This window comes from Flavobacterium sp. GL_143, assembly GCF_057834355.1.
In genome coordinates, this window is the sequence record NZ_CM174401.1 from 1,528,714 (window position 1) to 1,554,823 (window position 26,110).

Annotated in this window: 26 protein-coding genes; 6 read left to right on the top strand and 20 right to left on the bottom strand. The window is 33.6% G+C overall.

Annotated features, from left to right (window positions below; all coding sequences use genetic code 11):
• Positions 1-29: 29 nt before the first annotated feature.
• Genes AC3IPI_RS06505 through AC3IPI_RS06515 form a run of 3 tightly spaced genes read left to right on the top strand, consistent with a single transcriptional unit; the run spans position 30 to position 2,029 of the window.
• Positions 30-1,073, top strand: coding sequence for a hypothetical protein (locus tag AC3IPI_RS06505; RefSeq protein ID WP_489157914.1), 1,044 nt, complete (start codon positions 30-32; stop codon positions 1,071-1,073).
• Between the two features lie 7 nt (positions 1,074-1,080).
• A complete protein-coding gene (locus tag AC3IPI_RS06510; protein ID WP_489157916.1) occupies positions 1,081-1,644 on the top strand; it encodes a LemA family protein in 564 nt (187 codons plus the stop codon).
• Positions 1,628-2,029, top strand: coding sequence for a hypothetical protein (locus AC3IPI_RS06515; protein WP_489157918.1), 402 nt, complete (start codon positions 1,628-1,630; stop codon positions 2,027-2,029). The genes AC3IPI_RS06510 and AC3IPI_RS06515 overlap by 17 nt, the downstream gene beginning before the upstream one ends.
• A gap of 190 nt (positions 2,030-2,219) precedes the next feature.
• Here AC3IPI_RS06515 and AC3IPI_RS06520 read toward each other — a convergent pair whose 3' ends face one another.
• Positions 2,220-4,706, bottom strand: a complete 2,487-nt coding sequence (locus AC3IPI_RS06520; protein WP_489157920.1) for a pectate lyase family protein — start codon at positions 4,704-4,706, stop codon at positions 2,220-2,222.
• A gap of 347 nt (positions 4,707-5,053) precedes the next feature.
• Positions 5,054-5,836 (bottom strand): hypothetical protein, encoded by a 783-nt coding sequence (locus AC3IPI_RS06525; protein WP_489157922.1) that lies wholly within the window; start codon positions 5,834-5,836, stop codon positions 5,054-5,056.
• A gap of 204 nt (positions 5,837-6,040) precedes the next feature.
• On the opposite strand from AC3IPI_RS06525, the gene AC3IPI_RS06530 reads away from it, so the two are divergent.
• Positions 6,041-7,486 carry an IS1182 family transposase gene (locus tag AC3IPI_RS06530; RefSeq protein ID WP_489153512.1) on the top strand — a complete coding sequence of 482 codons (1,446 nt, stop codon included), beginning with the start codon at positions 6,041-6,043 and terminating at the stop codon, positions 7,484-7,486.
• Positions 7,487-7,750: 264 nt separating this feature from the next.
• Here the strand turns inward: AC3IPI_RS06530 and AC3IPI_RS06535 are convergent, their stop codons facing one another.
• Together AC3IPI_RS06535 and AC3IPI_RS06540 are read right to left on the bottom strand one after the other, a co-directional pair.
• Positions 7,751-8,275: a DUF6646 family protein gene (locus tag AC3IPI_RS06535; protein ID WP_039113645.1), complete on the bottom strand. Its 525-nt coding sequence runs from the start codon at positions 8,273-8,275 to the stop codon at positions 7,751-7,753.
• Positions 8,276-8,321: 46 nt separating this feature from the next.
• Entirely contained in the window at positions 8,322-9,047 is a 726-nt protein-coding gene (locus AC3IPI_RS06540; protein WP_039113646.1) for a metallophosphoesterase family protein, read from the bottom strand.
• Between the two features lie 234 nt (positions 9,048-9,281).
• Here AC3IPI_RS06540 and dinB point away from each other — a divergent pair, with 234 nt between their 5' ends.
• Entirely contained in the window at positions 9,282-10,364 is a 1,083-nt protein-coding gene (gene dinB, locus AC3IPI_RS06545; protein ID WP_039113648.1) for a DNA polymerase IV, read from the top strand.
• An 81-nt stretch (positions 10,365-10,445) separates the two neighbouring features.
• Complete coding sequence (locus tag AC3IPI_RS06550; RefSeq protein WP_489157925.1) at positions 10,446-10,961, top strand: PAS domain-containing protein; 516 nt, start codon at positions 10,446-10,448, stop codon at positions 10,959-10,961.
• A gap of 52 nt (positions 10,962-11,013) precedes the next feature.
• On the opposite strand, the gene AC3IPI_RS06555 is transcribed toward AC3IPI_RS06550, so the two are convergent.
• The 16 genes from AC3IPI_RS06555 to AC3IPI_RS06630 all read right to left on the bottom strand — a co-directional run bounded on the left by AC3IPI_RS06555 (position 11,014) and on the right by AC3IPI_RS06630 (position 26,110).
• Positions 11,014-11,790 (bottom strand): Bax inhibitor-1/YccA family protein, encoded by a 777-nt coding sequence (locus tag AC3IPI_RS06555; RefSeq protein WP_039113651.1) that lies wholly within the window; start codon positions 11,788-11,790, stop codon positions 11,014-11,016.
• A 475-nt stretch (positions 11,791-12,265) separates the two neighbouring features.
• Positions 12,266-13,636: an NADH-quinone oxidoreductase subunit N gene (locus tag AC3IPI_RS06560; protein ID WP_039117046.1), complete on the bottom strand. Its 1,371-nt coding sequence runs from the start codon at positions 13,634-13,636 to the stop codon at positions 12,266-12,268.
• Positions 13,637-13,720: 84 nt separating this feature from the next.
• Positions 13,721-15,160: a complex I subunit 4 family protein gene (locus AC3IPI_RS06565; protein ID WP_489157928.1), complete on the bottom strand. Its 1,440-nt coding sequence runs from the start codon at positions 15,158-15,160 to the stop codon at positions 13,721-13,723.
• A 10-nt stretch (positions 15,161-15,170) separates the two neighbouring features.
• Entirely contained in the window at positions 15,171-17,054 is a 1,884-nt protein-coding gene (gene nuoL / locus AC3IPI_RS06570; protein WP_489157930.1) for an NADH-quinone oxidoreductase subunit L, read from the bottom strand.
• 6 nt (positions 17,055-17,060) lie between these two features.
• Positions 17,061-17,381 (bottom strand): NADH-quinone oxidoreductase subunit NuoK, encoded by a 321-nt coding sequence (gene nuoK / locus AC3IPI_RS06575; RefSeq protein ID WP_035618229.1) that lies wholly within the window; start codon positions 17,379-17,381, stop codon positions 17,061-17,063.
• Positions 17,381-17,920, bottom strand: a complete 540-nt coding sequence (locus tag AC3IPI_RS06580; RefSeq protein WP_039113657.1) for an NADH-quinone oxidoreductase subunit J family protein — start codon at positions 17,918-17,920, stop codon at positions 17,381-17,383. Before AC3IPI_RS06580 ends, nuoK begins: the two co-directional genes overlap by 1 nt.
• Positions 17,920-18,465, bottom strand: coding sequence for a NuoI/complex I 23 kDa subunit family protein (locus AC3IPI_RS06585; protein WP_039113659.1), 546 nt, complete (start codon positions 18,463-18,465; stop codon positions 17,920-17,922). The genes AC3IPI_RS06580 and AC3IPI_RS06585 overlap by 1 nt, the downstream gene beginning before the upstream one ends.
• Positions 18,466-18,625: 160 nt before the next feature.
• Positions 18,626-19,678 carry an NADH-quinone oxidoreductase subunit NuoH gene (nuoH, locus tag AC3IPI_RS06590; protein ID WP_086893655.1) on the bottom strand — a complete coding sequence of 351 codons (1,053 nt, stop codon included), beginning with the start codon at positions 19,676-19,678 and terminating at the stop codon, positions 18,626-18,628.
• Positions 19,679-19,680: 2 nt separating this feature from the next.
• Entirely contained in the window at positions 19,681-20,712 is a 1,032-nt protein-coding gene (locus AC3IPI_RS06595; RefSeq protein WP_489157934.1) for an NADH-quinone oxidoreductase subunit G, read from the bottom strand.
• A 77-nt stretch (positions 20,713-20,789) separates the two neighbouring features.
• Complete coding sequence (gene nuoF, locus AC3IPI_RS06600) at positions 20,790-22,157, bottom strand: NADH-quinone oxidoreductase subunit NuoF (RefSeq protein ID WP_039113665.1); 1,368 nt, start codon at positions 22,155-22,157, stop codon at positions 20,790-20,792.
• 1 nt (position 22,158) lies between these two features.
• Positions 22,159-22,689: a complex I 24 kDa subunit family protein gene (locus AC3IPI_RS06605; RefSeq protein WP_039113666.1), complete on the bottom strand. Its 531-nt coding sequence runs from the start codon at positions 22,687-22,689 to the stop codon at positions 22,159-22,161.
• A 102-nt stretch (positions 22,690-22,791) separates the two neighbouring features.
• On the bottom strand, positions 22,792-24,030 hold the full coding sequence (locus tag AC3IPI_RS06610; RefSeq protein ID WP_039113667.1) for an NADH-quinone oxidoreductase subunit D: 1,239 nt from the start codon (positions 24,028-24,030) through the stop codon (positions 22,792-22,794).
• Between the two features lie 32 nt (positions 24,031-24,062).
• Positions 24,063-24,584 carry an NADH-quinone oxidoreductase subunit C gene (locus AC3IPI_RS06615; protein WP_039113669.1) on the bottom strand — a complete coding sequence of 174 codons (522 nt, stop codon included), beginning with the start codon at positions 24,582-24,584 and terminating at the stop codon, positions 24,063-24,065.
• A 4-nt stretch (positions 24,585-24,588) separates the two neighbouring features.
• Positions 24,589-25,137 carry an NADH-quinone oxidoreductase subunit B gene (locus AC3IPI_RS06620; protein WP_035618207.1) on the bottom strand — a complete coding sequence of 183 codons (549 nt, stop codon included), beginning with the start codon at positions 25,135-25,137 and terminating at the stop codon, positions 24,589-24,591.
• A 166-nt stretch (positions 25,138-25,303) separates the two neighbouring features.
• Positions 25,304-25,669: an NADH-quinone oxidoreductase subunit A gene (locus AC3IPI_RS06625; protein WP_035618204.1), complete on the bottom strand. Its 366-nt coding sequence runs from the start codon at positions 25,667-25,669 to the stop codon at positions 25,304-25,306.
• A gap of 246 nt (positions 25,670-25,915) precedes the next feature.
• Positions 25,916-26,110, bottom strand: coding sequence for a cold-shock protein (locus AC3IPI_RS06630; protein WP_007137066.1), 195 nt, complete (start codon positions 26,108-26,110; stop codon positions 25,916-25,918).

The window sequence follows — 26,110 nt, forward strand, 5'->3', positions numbered from 1 at the left end:
TATTGATAACCCTTTTTTAAATTCTAATAATGAACGAATTCTTTGCCTTTTTTGAGCAGAATAAACTAGATGGAGGAATGGTAGTATTCCTGATGTTCTTCAGTCTTGGTATTGCTTTGTTTCAAACTATAATTCTCTCTGGGTTATATAATTTAAAGTTCCCAAGTTGGTTATTTTTTGTTTTATGTCCATTGTTTATTGGCTTGAGCTTTCTGGTAGATTCCAAATATGCTCTCATGGTTTTCTTCTTCTTATTTGCATCTGTTTTTATACTCGGAATTGTTGGTATGTTTTATTCCGGAATTAGAAGTAGTAAAAGTGAAAAAGCGGAAAGAGAAAAATTTAATGCTAAACACAACATCCAGAAAACACCTTTAGGCAAGAAACTATTGGGCTTGCTTATGATGCTTGGAGTTATTGGAGGATTTTTTTGGTTGCTTTATATAGAGAAATTACAGTTTCTTTTCTTTATTATTCCAGGACTTATTTTTATAAAAATTATTTTTTTTCCGAGTAACAAAAGTAAGTTTCTTAAACTTCAGGCAGTTTTACCAACTTCTAAAATGAATGCTATTGCTATGGGATTAGTTGAAGTTGAGGGTGATTTGGAAGAAATTGAACCTATCATTTCACCTTATTTCAGTAAACCTTGCATAGGATATTATTATACTATCGAAGAAGAAGGTCCGGCAGATGATGATGGTAAAAGATCTTATAGAACTATTTTTACCGAACTAAAAACGGGTAATTTTAAAATAAAAGACGAAACGGGAAGTGTTACTGTAAATGGAGAAGGATTAGAATTCTATTTTGATAGAGTCGATAGGCAAGAGGGAGGTAAAAAGAGATATTCTGAAACCTATTTAAAACACGATGATTATATGTTGCTTATTGGTTATGCCGATTCTGATAATGGGAATGTTATTCTCAGAAAAGGTGATTCTAATGGCATTTTTGGGGTTGGAATACCTCAAAGTATCTCGTTTAGGAATAAATACCAACCTTTGCTAGTTTCATTTTTAACAACGCTATTTTTTATTACACTTATACTTATCTATATCATTTTAAACTAAATAAATTATGTCAGCACAAAACATTGCTTTAATCGTGGGGTTAATTCTGGTAATTATACTACTTAACTTTTTTATAGGTACCTATAATAAGCTGGTTATGCTAAAGAATAACTTCGAAAAAGCTTTTAGAAATATAGATGTTATTTTGATGCAAAGAGCAGATGAAGTGCCAGAATTGGTTAAAGTTGCTTCTAAGTTTATGGAACATGAAACCGCTATGTTAACTAATTTGACTAAGCTTCGTACTGATTTCTTAAATTCTAAAACGGTCGACGAAAAGATTGAAAACGCCAATGAGTTTTCTAAATCATTGAAAACCTTATTTGCTGTTTCAGAAAATTATCCAACATTAGCTTCTAATTCAAATTTTCTGGAATTACAAAGACGAGTTTCTCAGATGGAAGATAAAATCGCCGACAGAAGGGAGTTTTTTAACGATAGTGTCAATCTTTATAATATCGGAATTCAGGAATTCCCTAATCTTATTTTGGCAAAAATATTAGGATATCATACACAAACGTTATTTGAAGTTTCAACAGAAGAAAAAGCATATAATGGGATTCAATTTTAATACATTCTTCGGTTATGAAGCCGAAATCAATAAAGCACATGATTTAGTTTTAATCTATGGGTTTGCTGTTCTAATATTTGGTATTTTAGGATTAAGTATTATTGCAATCATATTTAGAAAGATTGGTTTAACTGCTATTATTAGTTATTTTATATCACCACTAACATTGTGTTTAGGACTAACATTGTTAATCTCGATATTACCAACAATTATTTTTTGTGTAGTAGCATCAGATATTTCAGGCGTGCAGCTAATTTACAGTTGGATAACAATCTTTTCAGGGATGTTATTCTTTGTAGTGTTTAACCTTAGTACGATTAAAAAGTTTGTAAAAGAGTTCGGAAAATTAACAGAGCAGCAAGAATTTAGAAATAGAAACAGATAATGCAATATAGTTGCTATTTGGATTTAAGTAATTAAATTAATGCATTTTGCCCAGATTAGCGCTAATTTTTTAAATAAATTGATCTTGATTTGTGAAATTCGCATTAAAAATACTTTTCGCAATAAAGTTGCAATAATAAAAGGCTTCCGATTTCGGAAGCCTTTTATTTTAAAGCAGTAATTGGTTTTGGTTATTTCTTAATTATTATTTGGTTTAATATGCCTGCTGCTGTTTGTAGTTTTACCAAATAATTTCCAGGAATTAGATGGCTCATATCTATAGTTTCAATACCTTTTTCAGTAGTTTTTACTATTGAACCGTTCATGCTGTAAATCGTTACTTTCTCTACATTTTGATTTGGGTTTGATATGCGTAAATAATCAGTAACGGGATTAGGGTACAACATTAACTTTGTTGGCATGATTTCGTCCTCAATACGTAATGTCGTTTTGTATGCAGTACTTATATAGAATAAGTTTGTAGTATCTCCTTTGGTAATTGTATTGTTACCCGCCGGTACCGAGATGGTAACAATTCCTGCTACTGCGGTATAATTTAAACCATTTACTTTTACTTTTCCAGCAAATGTATTGTCGAACACTAAGGTTAATGTTGATTCACTTGTTGTACTGTAAGTGATAGAGGTGCTTGACTCCATTTTTAAACGAGCTGTTAATGATAAACCAGAATAGGTTACAGATCCGGCTGTTGAGTTCATGTTTCCAGTAATTGTATAGAAAGCATTTACTTTTGCATCGGTAGTAAAATTATGTGTTTTATCTGCAGGACCGCTGCCATTGGTAGTAACTGTGATAGTTCCTGAGCCAGTGGCAGGTGTTCCTACAGCACCAGTAGTAGTAATAGAATACGATAACGTAGCACTTGGTGTACCAGTTATTGTAATTGTTTTGGCAATTGAGTTTTTTGTATACGTAATTCCAGATACTGGTAATCCTGTTACAGTTGCATCTGTAGCATCTCCACCCCAAGTAAACACAATTGTGTTAATTGCTGATCCGGTAGCAACAGTTTGATCATTGTTTCCAGTTGAAGTTAGTGTATGAGAAGTTATTGGTGTGTTGTTTTCTCCTTGTACTGCTATTAAACTTGTTTTGTAAGCTACCAGAGCGGCTTTTAATGGTGCATTTACCAAAGATTCGGCATCATCTATGGCATTGTTAAAAGTCCATTTAAAATCACCTCCAGAAATACGCCCCGCATATTGCATAACATTAGTTTTGGCAACTTCGGGACTATCTGGTGTATAAGGATACATTACAGCTGTATCTGTATCGAAGTTATTGTATGTTTTAGCGCCTTTTTTAGAAACAATGGTATTGCTCACTAATTCATTTCTTGTAGTTGCTACATAAGCATCAAATTCTATAGGGTAATTAGCAGCATCATATGCTACAAAGCGTGTTTCGCCACTCATGGTATTGTTATAGGCTTTTATTGTTCCTCCATCTTCTTTAGAGAAAGTTCCTAAAGCACCATTATATACATCTGTACCTTGCATTGAGGTAAGCATTGGGTATTTGCAATTACGAAAAAAGTTGTTTTCAACAAATACAGAGGAACTCATGGTAGATCCTACACCATATTTTGCATTGCCATCATAATAGTTATTATATACATGAGCTGAATAAAAACGCACACGTGGATGACGTGAATCGGAGTGATCATACCAGTTGTGATGATAAGTGATGTATAATCCTGTTGTAGTATTCTCGCTTAAACCTAATAGATTAGATTTTCCAGAATCCCAAAAATGATTATAAGAGAATGTGATATAAGTTGATTTCTTGCAATCCAGAGCGCCATCACCTTTTATTTGATCGGCATCACCACCTGCATTTCCATAAAAGAAATCACAATTATGTACCCAAACATAGTCATTGTCTTGTTGTAAGCCTATATTGTCACCTTCGCCACTGTCGCAGTTCATTGTGGCTATATTGCGAATTTCGATATTTGAGGCGCTTTTTACGCGAATCCCCCAGCCATCTGCTACTGCATCATCACCAATTCCTTCAAGAGTTATATAACTAGAAGCATTATTATTGTTCTCGATTACAATATCGCCAGCCAGCATATAGGCAGGGTCTGTTATTTGTCCGATTATACGAACAATTAAAGGTCGTAGATCTTTCCCTTTTTTATAACCATCCAAGATAGTTTGTAAACCTACAGAAGGACTCGGAGTTGCACCAGTTACTGCTAGTGAAACTGTGTTTTTAGTATTCTCAGTTATATATAGTATTACGGCTCCATTTTTTGGTGTACCATCTGCATTATATGCTCCGGGAATACGACCGTTAGAAAAAGCAAATCCTGCACGGTCATGCGCTTTTACAGTTACTGCACTTGTTGTTGAGCCTGTACCTTCTATGCCAGATATGACCGGTCTAATTTTTATGGTGTATGAACCAGCTTTAATTCCTGGTATATCTGCACGGTAATATGTTCCGTAGCTTCGGATGAGTTGTCCATCTATTTTTTGGTCGGTTACGCCCATCCCCGAATAGTATACATTATAACTTTGGGCATTAGTAACTGGTTGCCATTTTACGTAAGCAGATTCTAGCCAGCCTGAAGCTTCATTAATTGTGACTTGTTGTGCCCAAACTTGTGCAGAGACAAGTGTAATTGTCAATAAAAGTAGAAATTTTTTCATAATCATGGTTTTTAATAATGGTTTGGTAATTAATTGTTTGCAATAGGTTTGTTGTTTTAATTTAAAATGTAATCGATTACACGAAAGTAAATAAAATTTCTGTATTAATAATTATTTTGTCAAAAAAATACGCATTGCATAAAAAAAACCATGTTTGGATATTGATTGTGTATGTGTATTCTGGTTTTGTTAATTATTTTCTATTGGTATAGGATTAGTTGTCGTTTCTTCTGTGTTCAGTAGTTTTTTTGACGTTAGGTCATAAAAAAAGCAACTCAATAGGAGTTGCTTTTTATTATAAACGAATGAGGATGCTTCGTTTTTCTATTTTAATAGTTTTCTTTAAATTATTTTGACTTTGTGACTTTCAACGAAAATAATAATTTACCTTTTTTAAATGATGGTTTCTCATCTGGTTTTGTTAATAGAACAACATCGTATAGTTCTATTTTGTTTTTTAGAAACTCTATTCCCATTTTTTTGTAGGTTCCATCTGTAGTTGTAAAATTTATGGATGTTATGCCTTGTGTATTGGCATCATCGCCATTAATACTAATGTAATAGTTTTTAAAATTGGCTAATCCGCTTACTTTACCATCTTCAGAAAATTTAATTTCGGTTGTAGAAGATTTATTAGAATAGGTATTTCCTGAAAGTATCTTGTTTATTAAAATACGTACTACCGATACATTTGCTTCTTTTGCTTTCTTTACCAAAGTACTGTCAGCCTTTACGTATTCCTGTGCCTCATAGCGTTCGTCAAGAGGCAATAATACTAAATTTCCATTTTGTAAAAATGCTTTTTGAGTTTTGGTTTCGTATAAATGATTGACTAAAGTGTCGTTTTTAATTGTAGCAGTATATTTGCCTCTTTCTAAATCTTCATTTAGGAAAGTAATGCTGTCTTTTAGTGTTTCTGGGATAATTATTTCTGTAACCCCATTATCAACGGTTTCAATTCCATTGTCTTCGATTATATTATCAATGAAGTCTTTAGCAACCCACGTACCTGCAAATGGATTTGATTGTTCAGATTCAGAAGCTTTATTAGAGTCTTTACAGGATAGAGTACTAAGAGTTAAAACTCCTATTGCTGCAAAGCAGAACGAATTTAGAATTAGTTTTTTCATAATTAAGATGTAAATAATTTATTACAAATGTATTTAATAATTAATAGACATATTGAAGTTTAGTCATAAAAAAAGACCATTTGAAATTTCGAGGGCACTGAAAAAGTCCTTTTCACGAATAAATTGTTAATTAAAAGGAGTAGAAGCTAAAAGTTTCTGCTCCTTTTTTTTGTATCTTTTGAGTGTAATCATAAGGCTTTTTAGATGTTAATTCAACAGCAACAAATTCAGTTTAGTCCCTATTCCTCATTATATGATTTAATTGTTCCTCAGGATAATCTCCTTAGAAAAATCAACGAACTCATAGACTTCTCATTCATCTACGATGAGTTGCTAAATAAATATTGCATCACTAATGGTCGCACAGCAGAAAGCCCAGTGCGTATGTTTAAGTATTTACTTCTAAAAACAATTTATGATGTCTCGGATGTTGATGTAGTAGAACGTTCACGTTTTGATATGTCTTTTAAGTATTTCTTAGAAATGACACCAGAGGAGAGTGTTATTAATCCAAGTTCTTTAACGAAATTTCGTAAACTTCGCCTGAAGGATACGGACTTATTAAATCTACTCATTGGTAAAACAGTATCTATAGCCGTCGAAAAGGGAATCATCAGATCCAGGTCTATTATAGTTGATGCTACACACACTTTATCAAGATCAAATCCATTTGCAGCAATTGATGTATTAAGAGAGCGCTCTAAACTTCTACGAAGAACAGTATATTTATTTGATGACCAATTCAAAGAGCATATGCCCGAGAAGAACAATACCAATGAATTGGAAAAAGAATTAGCCTATTGTAAAGAACTGGAGCAGCGCATAGAAAAAGAAGAATCTTTGAGTTCTATACCTGCTGTAAAAGAAAAGCTAAATCTGCTTAAAGAAACTATAGAAGATACTCAGGAAAATTTTATCTTATCAAAAGATATAGATGCTAAAACAGGTCATAAATCCGCAGATAGCTCTTTCTTTGGATACAAGACTCATTTAGCGATGACCGAAGAGCGAATCATCACAGCGGCTGTAGTTACCTCAGGAGAGAAAGCAGATGGTCCAGAGTTACCAAAACTCTTAGAGATTAGTCAGCAAAACGGAATTGATGTAAATACCATTATTGGTGATGGAGCTTATTCAGGAACAGAAAATCTCAAGCGAGCAAACGGGAAAAATATTAGAGTTGTAGCTAAGTTAAATGTTTCAGTAGCAAATGGGACAAGAAAAGAGGAAGATAAATTTCAATATAATAAAGATGCCGATAGAATGGTTTGTCCTGCAGGACATATGGCTATACGAAAAGCTAGACAGGGCAAAAAAAATGTTGGGAAAAATCAAACATATACCTACTATTTCGATGTCGAAAAATGCAAATCTTGTTCTTTAAAACAGGGGTGTTATAAAGGGGCAAAAACAAAAACCTACTGTGTAAGGATAAAATCAGACTTACACCAAGAACAAATCGCCTTTCAAGAAACGGATTATTTCAAAGAAAAAGCAAAACATCGATACAAAATAGAGGCTAAAAATAGTGAGTTAAAAAACGTACATGGCTATGATAGAGCAATATCGTACGGCATTGCCAATATGCAAATGCAAGGAGCAATGGCTATTTTTACAGTCAACTTAAAAAGAATACTGAAATTAATGTAAGAAATTTATAAAATAAGTATGCCTACACAAAATGCCTCTCTATAAATCAAAAATCGATTCATATAGCTGCAAATAAAAAACAGATATAAAACGAAAAACGCTTACAACGGATATTTTTAAATCCTGTTATAAGCGTTTTTTCATTGTCTAAAAAATAAACCTGATCAAAATAAGGGATGTTTTTCAGTGCCCTCGAAATTTCAAATGGTCTTTTTTTGTAAGTTTCTACAGTAATTATGTGTAAAAGCTTTATCTCTTGTTCTTTTACAAATTAAAAGAAGCTCCTAAGCTAAATGTGAATTGATTATTCAGGTTGTAAAATACTCTGTCATCATTTCCGTATTTTGCAATAGGAAAACCAAGTTCAGTAAATACTCCAAATCCATCAGTAAAGAAATAACGACCACCAACGTGACCACCAAAATTTCTTAAACCTAAGCTTAATCCTGGGTAAACATCTAATTTTTTATCTACATTAATAACGCTTCCTAGGTTAGCATTAACTCTAACTTTAGCATCAAAACGATCTTGAAAATCTGGTTTAGTTCCATAATACTGAGTTGTACCATAAAAACCTGAATATTCGTTAACTCCTAATAAGTAATTTGAAACAAATCCGATAGAGAAATTTTCTCCAAGACCAAAATCTACAGAAGCTTGAATTCCTGATCCACCATCTTGAATGTTTGCACCGATATTTACTTTAGTGTCACCTTTACCACTAAATGCTTGTTGTGCTTGAGTTAAACCAAATGCCAATAAAAACGCAAGTGTAATAATCTTTTTCATAAAATTTATTGATTTAATTTTTTTGCAAAACTAGGATTTTTATATCTTAATTCCTACCTTTTTCGTCAAAATAGAGTTCGTTTAAGGGTTCGCTTTGCCAAAACTCCTTAGTGTCAACGTCCATAATTGTTAATTTTCCTGTAAATGCAGCTCCAGTGTCTACATTCCAAACATTGGCTTTTTGCACAGGAACAGTTTCATGTATTCTAGTTACAGGAGTATGGCCAATATAAATCTCTTTATAGTGTTTTAATCTCTTTGGGTAAAACAAAGAATCAGTTTTCATATTCGGGTCTAGGGCAAGAGCCATTTCCCAAAGAGTTCTGTCCCAATAAAAGGCTTCACTAGAATATTCATAGGTTACTCCATTCATATTGGTAAAACCAGCATGAACAAATAATCTGTTTTGGGAGTCTAAATAATAATTCTGTAATGATTCAAAAAAGGCAACATGTATTTCTTTATGGCTGTTACTTATTGCTTCGTATGCAAGTACAGTGGCTTCGCCTCCGTGATGGTGCCATAATTCATTGTCTATACCATCTCTCATCCATTGTTGTAGTAAATCATCATGATTGCCACGAATACAAATGCAGTTTTGTTTTTGTCTCAGGTCAATTAAAAAATCAATTACTTGTGGCGACTGGCTCCAACCGTCTACATAATCACCCAAGAAAATCAAGGTATCTTTGTCTGTTACAGCGGCTCTTTCCATGACTTGTTGCAAAGCCCTCAAGCCACCATGTATATCGCCAATAACGAATGTTCTCATTTTAATATTTTGTAATGTACTTACAAAAATAGCAGAAATTGATTTGGTATTTACTTATTCACTTGTTAATGTTTGTTATTATTACAAAAATCTTAGTTTATTTAATTAGCCTATTTATTACGTTCTTCAGGATTGTTTTGGTTTACCAGACTATAGATAAAATTTAACGTATTTATCGAATTTTTTTGGTGTCATTTGAATCTGTTATAACAGTTTCCTGTCTAAATTTGTAGCATGTCTGAACTGCCTACATATCGAAAAATTATCCATATAGACATGGATGCATTTTATGCTTCGGTAGAGCAAATGGATAACCCTTTTTTAAGAGGGAAACCCCTTGCCGTTGGTGGCTCAGAGAATCGAGGTGTAGTATCTGCAGCGAGTTATGAAGCTCGAAAATTTGGTGTTCGTAGCGCAATCAGCGGAGTTCTTGCCAAGAAATATTGTCCAGAGCTTATTTTTGTACCTCCGCGTTTTGATCGATACAAAGAGATATCAATAAAAATCCATAAAATCTTTCATGAATATACTGACTTAGTTGAGCCACTTTCGCTTGACGAGGCTTATCTTGATGTTACGGTTAACAAAAAAGGAAATCCGAGTGCCAGTTTATTGGCTCAGGAAATAAGGCAGCGTATTTTTAATGAAGTTGGAATAACAGCTTCGGCTGGAATTTCGATAAATAAATTTGTAGCCAAAGTTGCTAGTGATTATAATAAGCCAAATGGTCAGAAAACGGTTAATCCAGATGAGGTTGTTCCTTTTCTTGAAGAATTACCCATCAGGAAGTTTTATGGAGTAGGGAAGGTAACCACCGAAAAAATGTATCAGCTTGGTATTTTTACCGGTACAGATTTAAAAAGTAAAAGCTTAGAGTTTCTGGAAAAGCATTTCGGAAAATCGGGTACTTTCTATTATCATGTTGTACGTGGGGTTCATAATAGCGAAGTTAAAGCTGATAGAATTACAAAGTCGGTGGCAGCAGAGCATACTTTTGATGTCAATCTTTCTTCGGAGATTTTTATGCTAGAACAACTAGAAAGAATTGCAACTTCATTAGAAAGACGTTTAAAAAAATATAAAGTTTCTGGTAAAACAGTTACACTTAAGATTAAGTATAGTGATTTTACTCAGCAAACCAGAAGTAAAACATTACCCTATTTTATTGCTGATAAGAGTTTGATTATGGAAACTGTAAAAGAGTTATTGTATCAGGAACGAATGAAAGATTCAGTTCGATTACTAGGGATTTCATTAAGCAATCTAAATACAGAAGAAAAGAAGGCTATTGTTGTACAGCTTAAATTTGACTTTTAAATTGATTAAACAAGCGTTAAATGCGTAATATCGCTATGATAGATGTTGTTTTCAATATACCTTTGATTAAAATTTTTGATTATGTCTAATTTAGATGCCTATGATACCGCAATTGCAAAATACCATCGAGAGATGAATTGCAATGGCATTCCTGTGATTTCATGGGATTTTCATCATGGTTTTTTAAATGACTTAAAAGCTAATTATTCAGATTGGCAAAGAGTAAACAATATCTCCAATCAATTCAATTGGGATGAATCCGAATTTGATGTTTTAGAACGATTGAAAGAAGAAGTTTTTGTAATTACCGATCTAGAGCTGAAGATCGTTTTTGCTTCGAGCCGAATCGTAAACATGACTGGATATACTGAAGTTGAGGTTTTGGGTAAAACACCAAAAATGTTTCAAGGACCCGAAACCTGTTCACAAACCACAAATGAAATTAGAGTAGCTATCGATTCTGAAGAAACTTTTGAAAAGACCATTCTTAATTATAAAAAGAACGGAGAAACATACTTTTGTACTATAAATGCTTTCCCTGTTTTTAATGTAAAGGGAAAACTATCTCATTTTATTGCTTTTGAGAAAGCGGCATAAAAAAAGCCTTTTTGATTTTCAAAAAGGCTTTTTTGTATAAGTATAGAAAGGATTAGTTTCTGTTATTTAATTTAGATAACAATCTTAGGAATTCGATATACAACCAAACTAGAGTAATCATTAATCCCATTGCACCGTACCATTCCATGAATTTTGGCATTTTTTGTTGTACACCTTCTTCGATTCTGTCAAAATCTAAAAATAGGTTTAAAGCAGCAATAACGATTACAAAAACACTAATACCAATACTCATCATAGAGTTACCGTGATGAACAGGAGTAAAGCTTGTAAACATCGAAACTATCCAAGAAATTAAGTAGTAAGTTGCAATTGCCAGTGTAGCAGCCATAACAACCGATTTGAATTGCTCAGTTACTTTTACGATTTTGAATTTATATAAACCAAGACAAACCATAAATGTTACAAATGTAGCACCAACAGCCTGAATTACGATACCAGGATACATTGCTTCAAAAATCGCAGATATTCCACCAATAAATAAACCTTCGAACAAGGCATAACCTGGAGCTAAGTATGGAGAAAGTTGCGGTTTGAATGCAGCGACTACTACTAAAATTAATCCAACGATAGCTCCACCAATAGTAGGAAGCATAGGGTTGATTCCGTTAAAAGACATCCACCAAGTAATCATTGCTGTAGCAGTAAGCAATAAAAACAAGATAAGAGTTTTGTTGATAGTACCAGACAATGTCATTTCGTTACCGTAATCGATAATTTTTGCTTGGTGAACATTGTCACTTTTTGCAGCAACCGATGTTGGAGAAAAACGTTTGTTACTTAAAAACGGATTGTTTGAGTTGAAAGCCATAATATATTTTGATTTTAAAACGTACCAAATATAACGCATATTTTCATATTTGGTCTAGTTGCTATAAATATTTTAACAATTGGATTATGCCTTTTTTATACTAACAAGAGATTTATTTAGCGCATTTTATTTATGAATTGCCTCCTGCTTTAGTTCAATGCTATCAAGTAGAACTTTTCCCTATAAAGGCAGAATTAGTAGTTTTCACGCCAAGTCGCAAAGCCGCCAAGCGATTAGATGTAAACTTTGCGCCTTGGCGTCTTTGCGAGAGAGTTTACTGAATGCAATTCATTCTATATAGTCATAAAAAATCTACGGTATTAATAGAAACTATAAAAAATGAAACCATGTAAGTCATATAAGTCCATTTAAGAGGAATAGCTGAAACTTATATTTCCTTACATCGCTTATATGGTTTAAATAAAAAAGCCACCAAGTTTAAAACTTGATGGCTTGTATTTTTATGTAAGTCTATTTAGTTCAAAAGGTCTAAAACCAAAGAAGGGAACAAACCGATAACAATGTTTAATAGTATAGAAACCACTGCAACTGCGTATATAAGGAAAGGTCTTCCAGTACGAGTTTCATTTGGTTCTTTAGTGTACATAGCTAAGATTAATTTGAAATAGTAACCAACACTAATAATAGAGTTAACCACTGCAACAATTACTAATGCAATATATCCAGCTTGTATTGCTTGATTAAACAAGAATAACTTAGCAAAGAAACCTGCAAAAATCGGAATACCTGCCATAGATAAAAGCGAAGCCGTAAGGATTGCTGCCAATAAAGGATTCGTTTTTCCTAAACCATGAAAATTGGTAATATCCTCGTTATCTTGATTTTTGCAAACATATAATATTACGCTAAAAGCTGCGATTCCAGCCAATGCATAAGCAGTTGTGTAATATAAAAGAGTTCCTGCAGAAGTTGCCAAAGTTAATAAAGTCATTAACATGAAACCTGCATGCGAAATACCAGAATATGCAAGCATACGTTTTACGTTTACTTGACGCAATGCCATAATGTTACCAACTGTCATAGATAACATAGAAACAATCACGATTACGATTACATAGCTTTCAGAAAGCTCAGCATTTAATATCGTTAATAGTTTGTATAAAGTAGCAATAGCAACAACTTTAGCCAAAGTACTCATTAAAGCAGTTGTTAAAGCAGGAGAACCTTCGTAAACGTCTGGAGCCCAAAAGTGGAAAGGAACAGCAGCAACTTTAAACAACATACCAACAGTTAATAAAACAATCCCGATTGGGAACCAAATTGGCAATTCAGCAGATTGAGATAAATCACTAATTTCAATTACATCAAAACTTCCCATAGCTCCGTAAATCAAACAGATTCCGAATAAGATAATTCCAGAAGCAAAAGAACCCATTAGGAAATATTTCATTCCGGCTTCATTACTTTTTATTTTTGTTCTGTCACTAGCTGCTAATACGTATAAAGCAATTGATAATACTTCGATTCCTAAGAAGAACATCGCTAAGTTTCCGAAAGAAACCATTGCAACAGCTCCTGCCAATAAGAATATTTTTATAGCTACATAATCAGAAATTTTAGTTTGGTGATCTTCGTAGAAATTGTAACTCAAAGCCACTAAAAAAATCGTTAAAACAATAAACAAAGATGAAAACGCCGTAGAGTATTTACTCACCGCAATCATATTATTGTAATAACTCTCGGTTAAACCGAACTCTGAATAGTTTATTGCCAAAACGCCTAATAAACCAATTATAGTTACTGGAATAATGGCTTTTCTTAAATTAAGAATTTCAAACAGTAGGCAAAAAACACCCAATCCTATTATAGCTATTAATGTATTCATTTTTGTTTTTTTGATTTAGGAATCTAAAACTAATGATGCCCTAATTTATTTTTATTTAAAATATGTTATTTATTCTTTACCAGCTTAGTTTCTATGTATAACTTTTAAAATTACATCTAAACTTGGAGAAATTAAATCTGTAATTGGTTTTGGATATAATCCAAAAAAGAATAATACAGCAATAATTGCTATAAGCGAAATACCTTCAGAGACAGATACATCTGCAAAAGGCTTCGTATTTGTTTCTCCTAACATTACATGTTGGAACATTTTAAGCATATAGTAAGCACCAAGAATAATAGTAGTTCCACCTAAAACGGCAAACCAAATATTAATTTGAGAAAGGCTATATAATACTGTGAACTCTCCAACAAAGTTAAAAGTAGATGGTAATGCAACCGATGCCAATACTAAAATTAAGAACATCGAAGTGAACTTAGGCGATTGGTAACGAATCCCACCCATTTCAGAGATAACTCTGGTTTCGTATCTTCTAAAGATGATTTCGGCAGCAAGGAATAAACCAACTACTACAAAACCGTGAGCAATCATTTGTAAAACCGATCCGCTTAAACCATCAGCAGTTAGAGTATAAGTACCTGCAGCGATTAACCCAACGTGAGCTAATGAAGAATAAGCAAGTAATTTTTTTAAGTCTTTTTGTCTTAATGCAACAATAGAACCATAAATTACACCAGCAATCCCTAATGCAATAAATACAGTCATGTATTCTTTTGCAGGAAGTGGAGCAATTGGCAATTGCCAACGAATGATACTGTATAGTCCCATTTTAAGCATGATACCAGATAAAAGCATAGTTCCTGCAGTAGGTGCTTTTTGGTACACGCTTGCTTGCCAAGTATGAAAAGGAATAAGAGGAATCTTAATAGCATAAGCTAAGAAGAAAGCCAGGAATATCCAAAGTTGCTCTGTTGCAGATAAATCCAATTCGTATAAATCAGTCAATAAGAAGCTACCTGCTTTTGTGTATAAATAAACAAATGCTACAAGCATAAACAATGAACCAGCAAGAGTATAGATAAAGAATTTAACTACCGCTTTTTTGCGTTCTTCAGTATCGCCATTACCCCAAATTAAGGCAATGAAATAAATAGGGATTAATGATAATTCCCAGAAGATATAGTATAACAAACCATCTGCGGCAAGGAAAGTCCCAACCATTGCAAATGCCATGAATAAAATTAAAGCATAGAATCCTTTTGCATTTGGGTAAGAATTCCCAAAAGAAGAAAGTATGATTATAGGAGTCAATGCCGTTGTAAGCAACAACATTGCAATACCCAATCCATCTGCATTTAATACAAATGAAATTTTAGGCTGAATAATCCATTGGCTAATATAACTGATGCTTTCGCCAAGATTATAATGATTTAACAATACAACCGAACAACCTAAAGCGGCCAAACTAAAGAACAAAGCTACTTTTGAAGCCAGTTTATCACCAACAAAATAAGTGACAAATGCACCAATTAAAAGTATAATTAATATAAGAGAAACGTTCATAGTTATTAAATTATTGAGCTAAAAATATATAAGAAACAATGGCACAAAGACCCAAAACAAAAGCAAACAAATATAGTCCGATACTTCCGCTTTGTAATTTTCTACCTTGATAACTTATCTCATTGGTTACTTTTCCTAATCCGAAAACAAGAGCTGATATACTTGTTTCTACATAATCTCTAAAGAATTTAGATAATCCATTAATAGAGCGTACAAATACAAAATCGTAAGCTTCATCAACATAATACTTGTTGTATAATACTTTTGTTATTCCAGTAATAGATTCATCTTCACCAGGAACATTATTTTGTTTGATGTATTTTAAGTAGGCAATAAAAATTCCAACTAAACCACCAATTACTGCAACACCCATTAAGGTATATTCAGTAGTTCCTAAGTGATGAGCTTCGCCAGCTACTTTTGTAAAAAGCGGAGCTAAATAAGTATTTAACCAGCTATTTCCAGGTAAGCTAATCAATCCGCCAAAAGTAGCCAGGATTGCTAAAACGATTAATGGAAAAGTGATTAAAGCAGGACTTTCGTGTAAATGACTTTTTTGATGTTCTGTTCCTCTAAAATCTTTAAAGAAAGTTAAGAACATTAATCTAAACATATAAAAAGCAGTCATGATAGATGCAACCGATGCAACAACATAAAGCGTAATATTATGATGAAAAGCAGTCAATAAAATTTCGTCTTTCGAGAAGAAACCAGAGAATAATGGAACTCCCGATATTGCCAATGAAGAAACAAGCATCGTGATAAATGTAACTGGCATAGCTTTACGCAATCCACCCATTTTACGCATATCTTGTTCACCATGTAAAGCGTGAATTACAGAACCTGAACCCAAGAATAAACAAGCTTTAAAGAAAGCGTGAGTTATTACGTGGAAAACAGCTACTTCGTAAGCACCTAATCCTAATGCTAAAAACATTAAACCTAATTGCGAAACAGTAGAGTAAGCCAATACTTTTTTAATATCATTCTGAACCAGACCAATCGTAGCAGCAACAAGAGAAGTTATTGCCCCGATAATAGCAATTAAGCTTTGTACATCTGGAGTTAAATCAAAAACAAAGTTTAATCTGGTAATCATAAAGATACCAGCAGTAACCATCGTAGCTGCGTGAATTAATGCAGAAACTGGAGTTGGTCCAGCCATCGCATCAGGCAACCATGTGTATAATGGGATTTGAGCCGATTTACCACAAGCACCAATAAATAAACAAAAAGCAGCTAAAGAAAGCAACGGAACATTTAAGTCAGTCGCACTAGCAATTGCAGTTTTTATAGTTGCGTAATCTAGAGAAGAGAACATAGAACCGATGATAAAAATACCAACTAATAATCCTAAATCCCCAATTCTGTTCATGATAAAAGCCTTTTTAGCCGCATCATTATATTCTTGGTTTTTATACCAGAAACCGATTAGTAAGTAAGAACAAAGTCCTACACCTTCCCAACCAATGAATAATACTAATAAGTTACTTCCAACAACTAATGTAATCATGAAAAACACAAACAGGTTTAAGTAAGCAAAAAACTGGTGCATTTTCTCATCATCATGCATATAGCTGATAGAGTATAAGTGAATCAAAGAACCAATACCAGTTACAAAAAGTAACCAAAGCAATGATAATTGATCTAATAAGAAACCTAAATCAACTTTGAAATTACTTATCTGAATCCATTCAAATAAAGAAATGCTGATAGGTTGTTGAGTCTGATTTATTTGAAGGAAAAAATAAATAGTTACAGCAAATGAAACAACTACAGAAAGAGTTCCTATAGCGCCAGAAACTGTCTTTCCTAGACTTTTCCCAAAGAAAACATTGATTAAAAATCCTAAAAAAGGAGCTAATACTAAAACTAAAGCTAAATTGGTATCCATTGCCATTTATCCTTTTAAATTTTTTAAATTATCGATACTAATTGAATGTATGTTTCTAAATATCGATACTAAAATTGCCAATCCAACTGCAACTTCAGCTGCAGCAACTGCCATCGAGAAAAATACGAATACTTGTCCTTGTGCATCTTGGTGATAAGTAGAGAAAGCAACAAATAATAAGTTTACCGCATTAAGCATGATTTCGATAGACATAAAAACGATAATCGCATTACGTCTGTATAAAACACCAAATATGCCTACGCAAAAAAGGACTACACTTAAAAATATGTAGTTTTCAATACCTATTTGATTTAAAATATTATTCATTATTTTTTCGATTTTTCTTTTTTAGACAATAACACAGTTCCAATCATGGCAACCAAAAGTAAAATAGAAGCAAATTCAAACGGAACCATATATTCGTTCAGTAATATTTTACCTAATACTTTTATCGATTGAAAATCTTCACCAGTCGAGTCGTATTCACCAACAATTGGTTTAGAGTTAATAAATATTGCAATTAATACAATACAAATCAAACAGAAAGAAACAATAGCACCCAAACGAGTAATTCGGGGTTTATGTACTTCGTGTTTTTCGTTCAGGTTCATCAACATAATGGTAAATAAAAACAAAATCATTATGGCTCCCGAATATACTATGATGTGAACAATCGCTAGAAACTGAGCATTTAATAGTAAATAATGACCCGCAATCGAGAAAAAGCAAATCACTAAATAAATAGCACTATGAATAGGATTACGACTAAAAATCGTTAAGAAAGCAGTTATCACTGTTATGAAAGCTAATATACAAAAAGTAATTTGTATTGCATTTGCATTTGCAAAATCAGGTATATGTATCATTAATTAGCGTTTTTAAGTTGAGCGTTTTTCATAGCCACATCTAATGGCATCACTAATTTATCTTTTCCAAAAATAAAATCTTCTCTTTCATAACTAGAAGGAACTAATACTTTTGACGTAGTCAGGTAAATTGCATCTTTAGGACAAGCCTCTTCACACAATCCACAAAAAATACAACGCAACATATTAATCTCATATATCGAAGCATATTTTTCTTCTCTGTACAAATGTTTCTCATTTGGTTTACGCTCTTCAGCTTTCATTGTGATTGCCTCAGCAGGACATGACAAAGCACATAATCCACATGCAGTACAGTTCTCACGACCTTGTTCATCACGTTTCAACTGGTGTTGACCACGATAAACATCGCTTCGTACACGAACTTGTTCTGGGTAGTGAATTGTTTTCTTACGTCTAAAAAAGTGTTTGATTGTAATAACCAAGCCCTTGAAAATTGCAACAAGGTACAATCGCTCAAGAAAAGTCATCTCTTTATTTGAGACTACCTTTTTTCTACCCGATAATGATATAGTTTCTATCGACATTTTAATTTATCATTTGCGATTTTGATTCCAAAACCAAATTCAAAAATTTATTTCTTTTATTTTTATCTGAAGCTAATCCTGCTATCCGTTACAATCTTTATTGTTTTAAAGGAAAACAATAAAGGATTTCCACTTCTATCAGGGCTAGGTATTTCGTTTATTAAAACCCTAAATAAGCTGCAATTTCACCTCTTAGCATTACAACACCAGTAATCATGATATTGATGATAGAAAGCGGAATTAATATTTTCCAACCCAAATGCATCAATTGGTCATATCTGAATCTTGGAATAGTCCAGCGAACCCACATATAGAAAAATATGAAAAAGCATATTTTGGCAAATAAAACAACCATTCCTAAAACGTTAGCTGGGTTTACACCTGCATTCTCCACCATCCATTGCATACCAGGATAGTTATATCCACCAAAGAATAATACAGAGATAATAGTAGCCGAGATAAACATATTTGCATATTCAGCAAATAAATAGAATCCCATTTTCATCGAAGAATACTCTGTGTGATATCCACCAACTAATTCCGTTTCACATTCTGCTAAGTCAAAAGGAGTTCTGTTTGTTTCAGCAAAAGCACAAATAAGGAAAATCAAGAAAGATAAAGGTTGGTAAAATACGTTCCAGTTCATTTCAGCTTGTTGCATAGAGATTTCTCTTAAGCTTAAACTACCAGTCATCATCAATAAAGCAATCATCGATAATCCCATTGCGATTTCATACGAAACCATTTGCGAAGCAGCACGAACTGCTCCCATCAATGAGAATTTACTATTAGATGCCCATCCACCAATCATAATACCATAAACCCCAACAGAAACAACTCCGAAGAAATATAATAATCCAATATTGATATCTGTAGCTTGTAGTAAAATATCTCTGCCAAATAAATGTAATTTATCTCCCCAAGGAATTACAGCACTTGTCATTAAAGCAGTACTCATGGCAATTGCAGGCCCTACAACAAATAAAAATTTATTTGGAGTATTAGGTATAAACTCCTCTTTCGAGAATAACTTCATACCATCTGCAAGAGGTTGTAATAATCCACCCCAACCAGCACGGTTAGGTCCAACACGGTCTTGCAAGTATGCTGCAACTTTACGTTCAGCCCAAGTAGAATACATCGCCATAATCATAGTCACGGCAAAAACCACTAAGATTACAACACTTTTTTCTATAATAAATGTACTATCCATTCCTAAGAGATTTTGTCGTTATTGGTTAATGGAATTTGTGCCATACTAATTTTTTTACGGTCTTCATCTCTACCCAAAAGAATATTCTTTTCAGTAGCGATTTCTACTTTTTCTAACTTACGAGTGTAGTTATTTTGGTTGATAACCGAATCTTTTTCAAACTCTCTTGGTCCTTCAATAGTCCAGTCAGCAACATTTTTGTGGTCAAAACGACAACTGTTACAAATAAACTCTTCTACTTCATGGTAAATGTCTTTACGACCAGTTACACGTTGTATTTCACCACCAAACATCCAAACAGTTGTTTTACCACAACATCCAGGAGTAGTACACTCTCTGTGTGCGTTATAAGGCTTATTAAACCAAACTCTTGATTTAAAACGGAAAGTTTTATCAGTCAAAGCTCCAACAGGACATACATCAATCATATTTCCAGAGAACTCATTATCGATTGCTTTAGAGATACCAGTCGAAATATTAGCGTGATCTCCACGATCTAATACTCCGTGAACTCTATTGTCTGTCAATTGATCTGCAACTTGTACACATCTCTGACATAAGATACAACGGTTCATGTGCAATTGAATATGCGGACCTATATCTTCTGGTTCAAAAGTTCTTTTTTCTTCAATGAAACGTGATTTCGGATTTCCGTGCTCAAAACTTAAATTTTGAAGATCACATTCACCAGCCTGATCACAAACAGGGCAATCCAAAGGGTGATTAATCAATAAAAATTCTGTTACAGATTTACGTGCTTCCGTTACTCTGTCAGAAGATTTGCTGTTTACTTCCATACCATCCATACATCCTGTTACACAAGATGCCATCAATTTTGGCATTGGTCTTGGATCAGCTTCACTTCCTTTCGATACTTCAACTAAACAACAACGGCATTTTCCTCCGCTACCTTTTAATTTTGAGTAATAGCACATGGCTGGCGGAACTAAATCTCCACCAATCATACGTGCAGCCTGTAGGATTGTTGTTCCTGGCTCTACGTCTATACTTTGACCGTCTATGGTTACTTTCATCTCTATATTTTGTTATTTTAGTTTAAGGTTTAAAGTTTCAAGTTGTTGAACTTAAAGCTAAAAAGCTTCAAACTAATTTAAACTGTTTGTTTTGTTACTAAATGTTTTACTTGCGAAAAAGGCTCAGCAACAAAATGTTCTCTGTTTTTTATTTTTTCCGGGAAACGAACGTGATATTCAAATTCATCTCTAAAATGACGAATAGCTGCTGCTACTGGCCAAGATGCTGCATCTCCAAGTGGGCAAATCGTATTTCCTTCGATTTTACTTTGAATGCTCCATAATAATTCGATATCCTCTTCACGACCTTGACCGTTTTCGATTCTCCATAATATTTTTTCTAACCATCCTGTACCTTCACGACAAGGAGTACATTGTCCACAAGATTCGTGGTGGTAAAAACGTGCAAAATTCCATGTATTTCTTACGATACAAGCAGTGTCATTGTATACGATAAATCCTCCAGAACCTAACATAGATCCAGTAGCAAAACCACCATCACTTAAAGATTCGTAAGTCATTAAACGATCTTCACCATTTGCAGTTTTAAAAATTAATTCAGCTGGTAAAATTGGCACAGAAGAACCTCCGGGTACAAACGCTTTTAAAGGTCTGCTAGAAGACATTCCGCCTAAGTATTCATCAGAATTCATGAATTCATCAACACTTAAACCTAACTCAATTTCGTAAACTCCAGGATTTTTAACGTGTCCAGAAGCAGAGATTAATTTAGTTCCAGTAGAACGACCTACACCAATTTTGGCATAATCATCACCAGAGTTATTGATAATCCATGGCACAGTGGCAATAGTTTCCACATTGTTTACTACGGTAGGGTTAGCCCAAAGTCCAGAAACAGCAGGGAACGGTGGTTTAATACGCGGATTTCCTCTTTTTCCTTCCAATGACTCAATAAGTGCAGTTTCTTCACCACAAATATAAGCACCAGCCCCACAGTGAACGTATAGTTCCAGATCATATCCTGATCCTAATATGTTTTTTCCCAAAAATCCAGCAGCTTTCGCTTCGGCAATGGCTCTTTCTAATATTTTGAAAACCCACATATATTCTCCACGAATGTAGATATATGATAAGTTAGCGCCTAAGGCAAAACTTGAAGTAATCATACCTTCAATCAATAAGTGAGGAATGTATTCCATCAAATAACGATCTTTAAAAGTACCTGGCTCAGATTCGTCGGCGTTGCATACTAAATGTCTTGGTTTTCCTGATTTTTTATCAATAAAACTCCATTTCATACCTGCAGGGAAACCTGCACCACCGCGACCACGAAGACCTGATTTTTTTACTTCTTCAACAACTTCGTCTGGTGTAAGCGTTTTTAAAGCTTTTTCTACAGATGCATAACCACCATTTTTGCGGTACACTTCGTAGGTTTTGATACCAGGAATATTGATTTTATCTAATAATATTTTCTGTGACATATTATTTATCGTGTAATATTATTTTATTATCCTTACAATCAGTGATTAGCTGATCAATTTTTTCTTCTGTAAGTTTTTCTTTGTAGAAATCGCCTAACTGCATCATTGGAGCGTATCCACAAGCCCCTAAACATTCAACGCCAGCAATGCTGAACATTCCGTCAGGAGTTGTTTCACCCATTTTGATACCTAATTTCTCAGATGTGTAATCCATTAAATTTTCGGCACCATTTAAACAACAACAAGAAGTCTGACAAAATTCAAACATGTATTTCCCCATTGGTTTTTGGTTGTACATGGTATAAAAAGTTACCACTTCGTAAACCTCAATCGGTTTTATATGTAAAATTTCGGCAACCTTGTCCTGTAGCTCAATACTTAGCCAGTTTTCATGGGCATCTTGTACTTCGTGTAAAACAGGCAATAAAGCCGATTTTCTTTTGTCTTCAGGATAATGACTGATTAACTCATTGATGCGGTTCATCAATGCCTCAGTCATATTTATTTCTTGTTTGTAATGTTTACGTTCCATTTTTATTTTAGATTTTAGATTTTAGATTTCAGTTTTTTCTGTTGTCTATAATCTATATTCTGCAATCATTGTTTAAGTTTTAGATTCTTCAATCTGAATTCTTTATGCGTCTAACTCTCCAGCGATAACATTTAAACTTGATAATATTACAATGGCATCCGATAACATAGCTCCTTTAATCATTTCAGGATAAGCTTGATAATATATAAAGCATGGTCTTCTAAAATGTAATCTGTATGGAGTTCTGCTTCCGTCGGTTACCAGGTAAAATCCTAATTCACCATTTCCGCCTTCAACCGCATGGTATATTTCGGCAACTGGAACAGGAACTTCTCCCATAACAATCTTAAAGTGATATATTAACGATTCCATGTTAGTGTATACATCTTCTTTTGGAGGAAGATAGTAATCTGGAACTTCAGCATGGAAAACATTTCCTTCTGGCATTTTATCTAATGCTTGACGAATAATGCTTAAACTTTCCCAAACTTCGGCATTACGAACACAGAAACGGTCGTAAGTATCACCAGATTTTCCAACTGGAACGATAAAGTCAAAATCTTCGTAAGATGAATACGGTTGTGCAACACGTATGTCATAATCAACACCACTAGCACGTAAGTTTGGTCCTGTGAAACCGTAAGCCATAGCTCTTTCGGCACTTATTGGTCCAACATTAACCGTTCTGTCAATGAAAATTCTGTTTCTTTCGAATAAGCTTTCGAATTCTTTCCAGGCAACTGGAAATTCTTCTAAGAAAATTTCAATTTTTTTGAAAGCGGCCTCAGACCAATCTCTTTCAAATCCACCGATTCTTCCCATATTTGTAGTTAAACGAGCTCCACAAATTTCTTCGTAGATTTCGTATATTTTTTCTCTAAATTGAAAAACGTAAAGGAAACCTGTATAAGCACCTGTATCTACCCCAAGAATTGAATTACAGATGATATGATCGGTAATTCTAGACAGTTCCATTATGATAACTCTTAAGTATTGAACACGTTTAGGTATTTCAATTTCTAAAAGTTTTTCTAGAGTCATCCACCATCCCATATTATTGATAGGAGAGGAGCAATAGTTCATTCGGTCTGTAAGAGGAGTGATTTGATAAAAAGGACGATTTTCGGCAATTTTTTCGAATGCTCTGTGGATGTAACCAATAGTTGTTTCAGCCTCAAGAATTCTCTCACCGTCCATTAACAGTACGTTTTGAAAAATACCGTGTGTAGCTGGGTGTGTTGGTCCTAAGTTCAGAACAGAAAGTTCGCTTCCTTCGTCGTTTAGTTTCTGTTCGATTATTTTAGCATAGCGATGCTCTGGTGGTAATAATAGTTCTGACATTTATTTAATGTGAAAAATTATATGATTTTGTCTTAGCAATTTGTTGTTGTTCTTCCAAAGAACCTGTCGTCTTTATCAGTTCTTCCACTGTCTTCCAATGGGAACTCTTTACGCATCGGAAATGAAATCATTTCATCCATATTCAAAATACGTTTCAATTGTGGATGACCGATGAAATTTACTCCATAAAAATCATATGTTTCTCTTTCCATCCAGTTTGAACACAAGAAAATGTTTGATATGGTTTTTATTTCTGGTTTTTCACCATTGATAAAGGCTTTTATTTTAATTCTTTTGTTTTCATACCAGTTATGCAAATGATATACTATTGCAAATTGGCGGTCAACTTCATTATCAGGGTAGTGGATACCACATAAATCAGTTAGGAAATGAAAACGTAATATCGGGTCATTTTTCAAAAAAAGAATTACAGCTGTAATTTTATCAGAATCTACTTCTAATGAAAAAATGTCTCTTTCTTGATTGAAATTGAAAACACTTTCTCCAAATGTTTCAATTAATTTATCTTGAATTTCTATTGTCTCTAATGCCATTTTGTTATTGAATGTTATATGAAGCCAATAATTCTTGGTACTCAGGTGAGCTACGTCTTCTTACAGACTCGCTTTTTACTAATTCTTGTAATTTCATTACACCATCAAGAATTTGTTCTGGTCTTGGCGGACAACCCGGAACATAAACATCTACAGGTATTATTTTGTCAATTCCCTGAAGAACTGAATAAGTATCAAAAATACCTCCGGATGATGCACAAGCACCTACGGCAATAACCCAACGAGGTTCGGCCATTTGCTCATAAACCTGACGTAAAACTGGTCCCATTTTTTTAGAAATAGTTCCCATTACCATTAGCATATCAGCCTGACGAGGAGAAAAACTCACACGCTCAGAACCAAATCGTGCTATATCGTAATGCGAAGCCATTGTAGCCATAAATTCGATACCACAACAAGAAGTTGCAAATGGTAAAGGCCATAACGAATTGGCTCTCGCTAAACCTACAACGTCGTTAAGTTTTGTAGCGAAGAAACCCTCTCCTGTAACTCCTTCTGGCGGGGCAACCATATTTATATTTGAATCGCTCATTATTATTTTAGATTTTAGATTTCTGATCTTAGATTTAGAAAATCTGAAAAAACCGAAATCAATATTTTATAAAACCGAAATTATATTTTGAGAAATTTATTTTTCAAATCTAAAATTCTAAACGAAATCAATCTAGAATCTGTAATCTGAAATCTGAAATTTCTTTTTATTCCCACTCTAAGGCTTTCTTTTTGATAATGTAGAAGAAGCCTACTAAAAGAAGTGACATGAATACTAACATTTTTAGCATTCCTTCCATACCTAGTTCTTTAAAGTTTGCAGCCCATGGGTAAAGGAAAATTACCTCTACGTCGAACAATACAAATAATATAGCAACTAAGAAATATTTTACTGAGAATGGTACACGAGCATTACCAATAGATTCTACACCACACTCAAAGTTTTTGTCTTTGCTTGCGGAAGCTCTTTTTGGGCCTAATTTTCCAGAAATGATAATGGTTCCTACTACAAAACCAACAGCTAAAATAAGCTGCATTAAAATTGGAATATAATTTACTTGATCTGAATGCATAATTTAAGGATTTTTTGCTTAAAAATAAGTCACAAAGATAGCCCTCAAGTATGTAAATCACAAGCTAAAAAATGATTTAAGTAGGTTTTGAAATGTAGTAATAGTGTAATTTTTATTGATTATAAATAAGATTTCGAATTTTATGATTTTTTTAAGAATTAGGCGTAAAAAAAAAGCGTTTCGAAATTAATCGAAACGCTTTTAAGCATTCGGTGGCAAAAAAAATAAATTGCTATATTTTTATGCTTAGATTACTGCAACTTTAGCAGCAACTTTACCTTTTCTTCCTTCTTCTTCTTCGTAGCTTACTCTGTCACCTTCGCGTAATTCTTCCGCGTTGATTCCTGATGCATGAACGAAAATGTCTTTTCCTGTTTCTTCGTCTGTAATGAACCCGTAACCTTTAGACTCATTGAAAAATTTAACTGTACCTGTACGCAT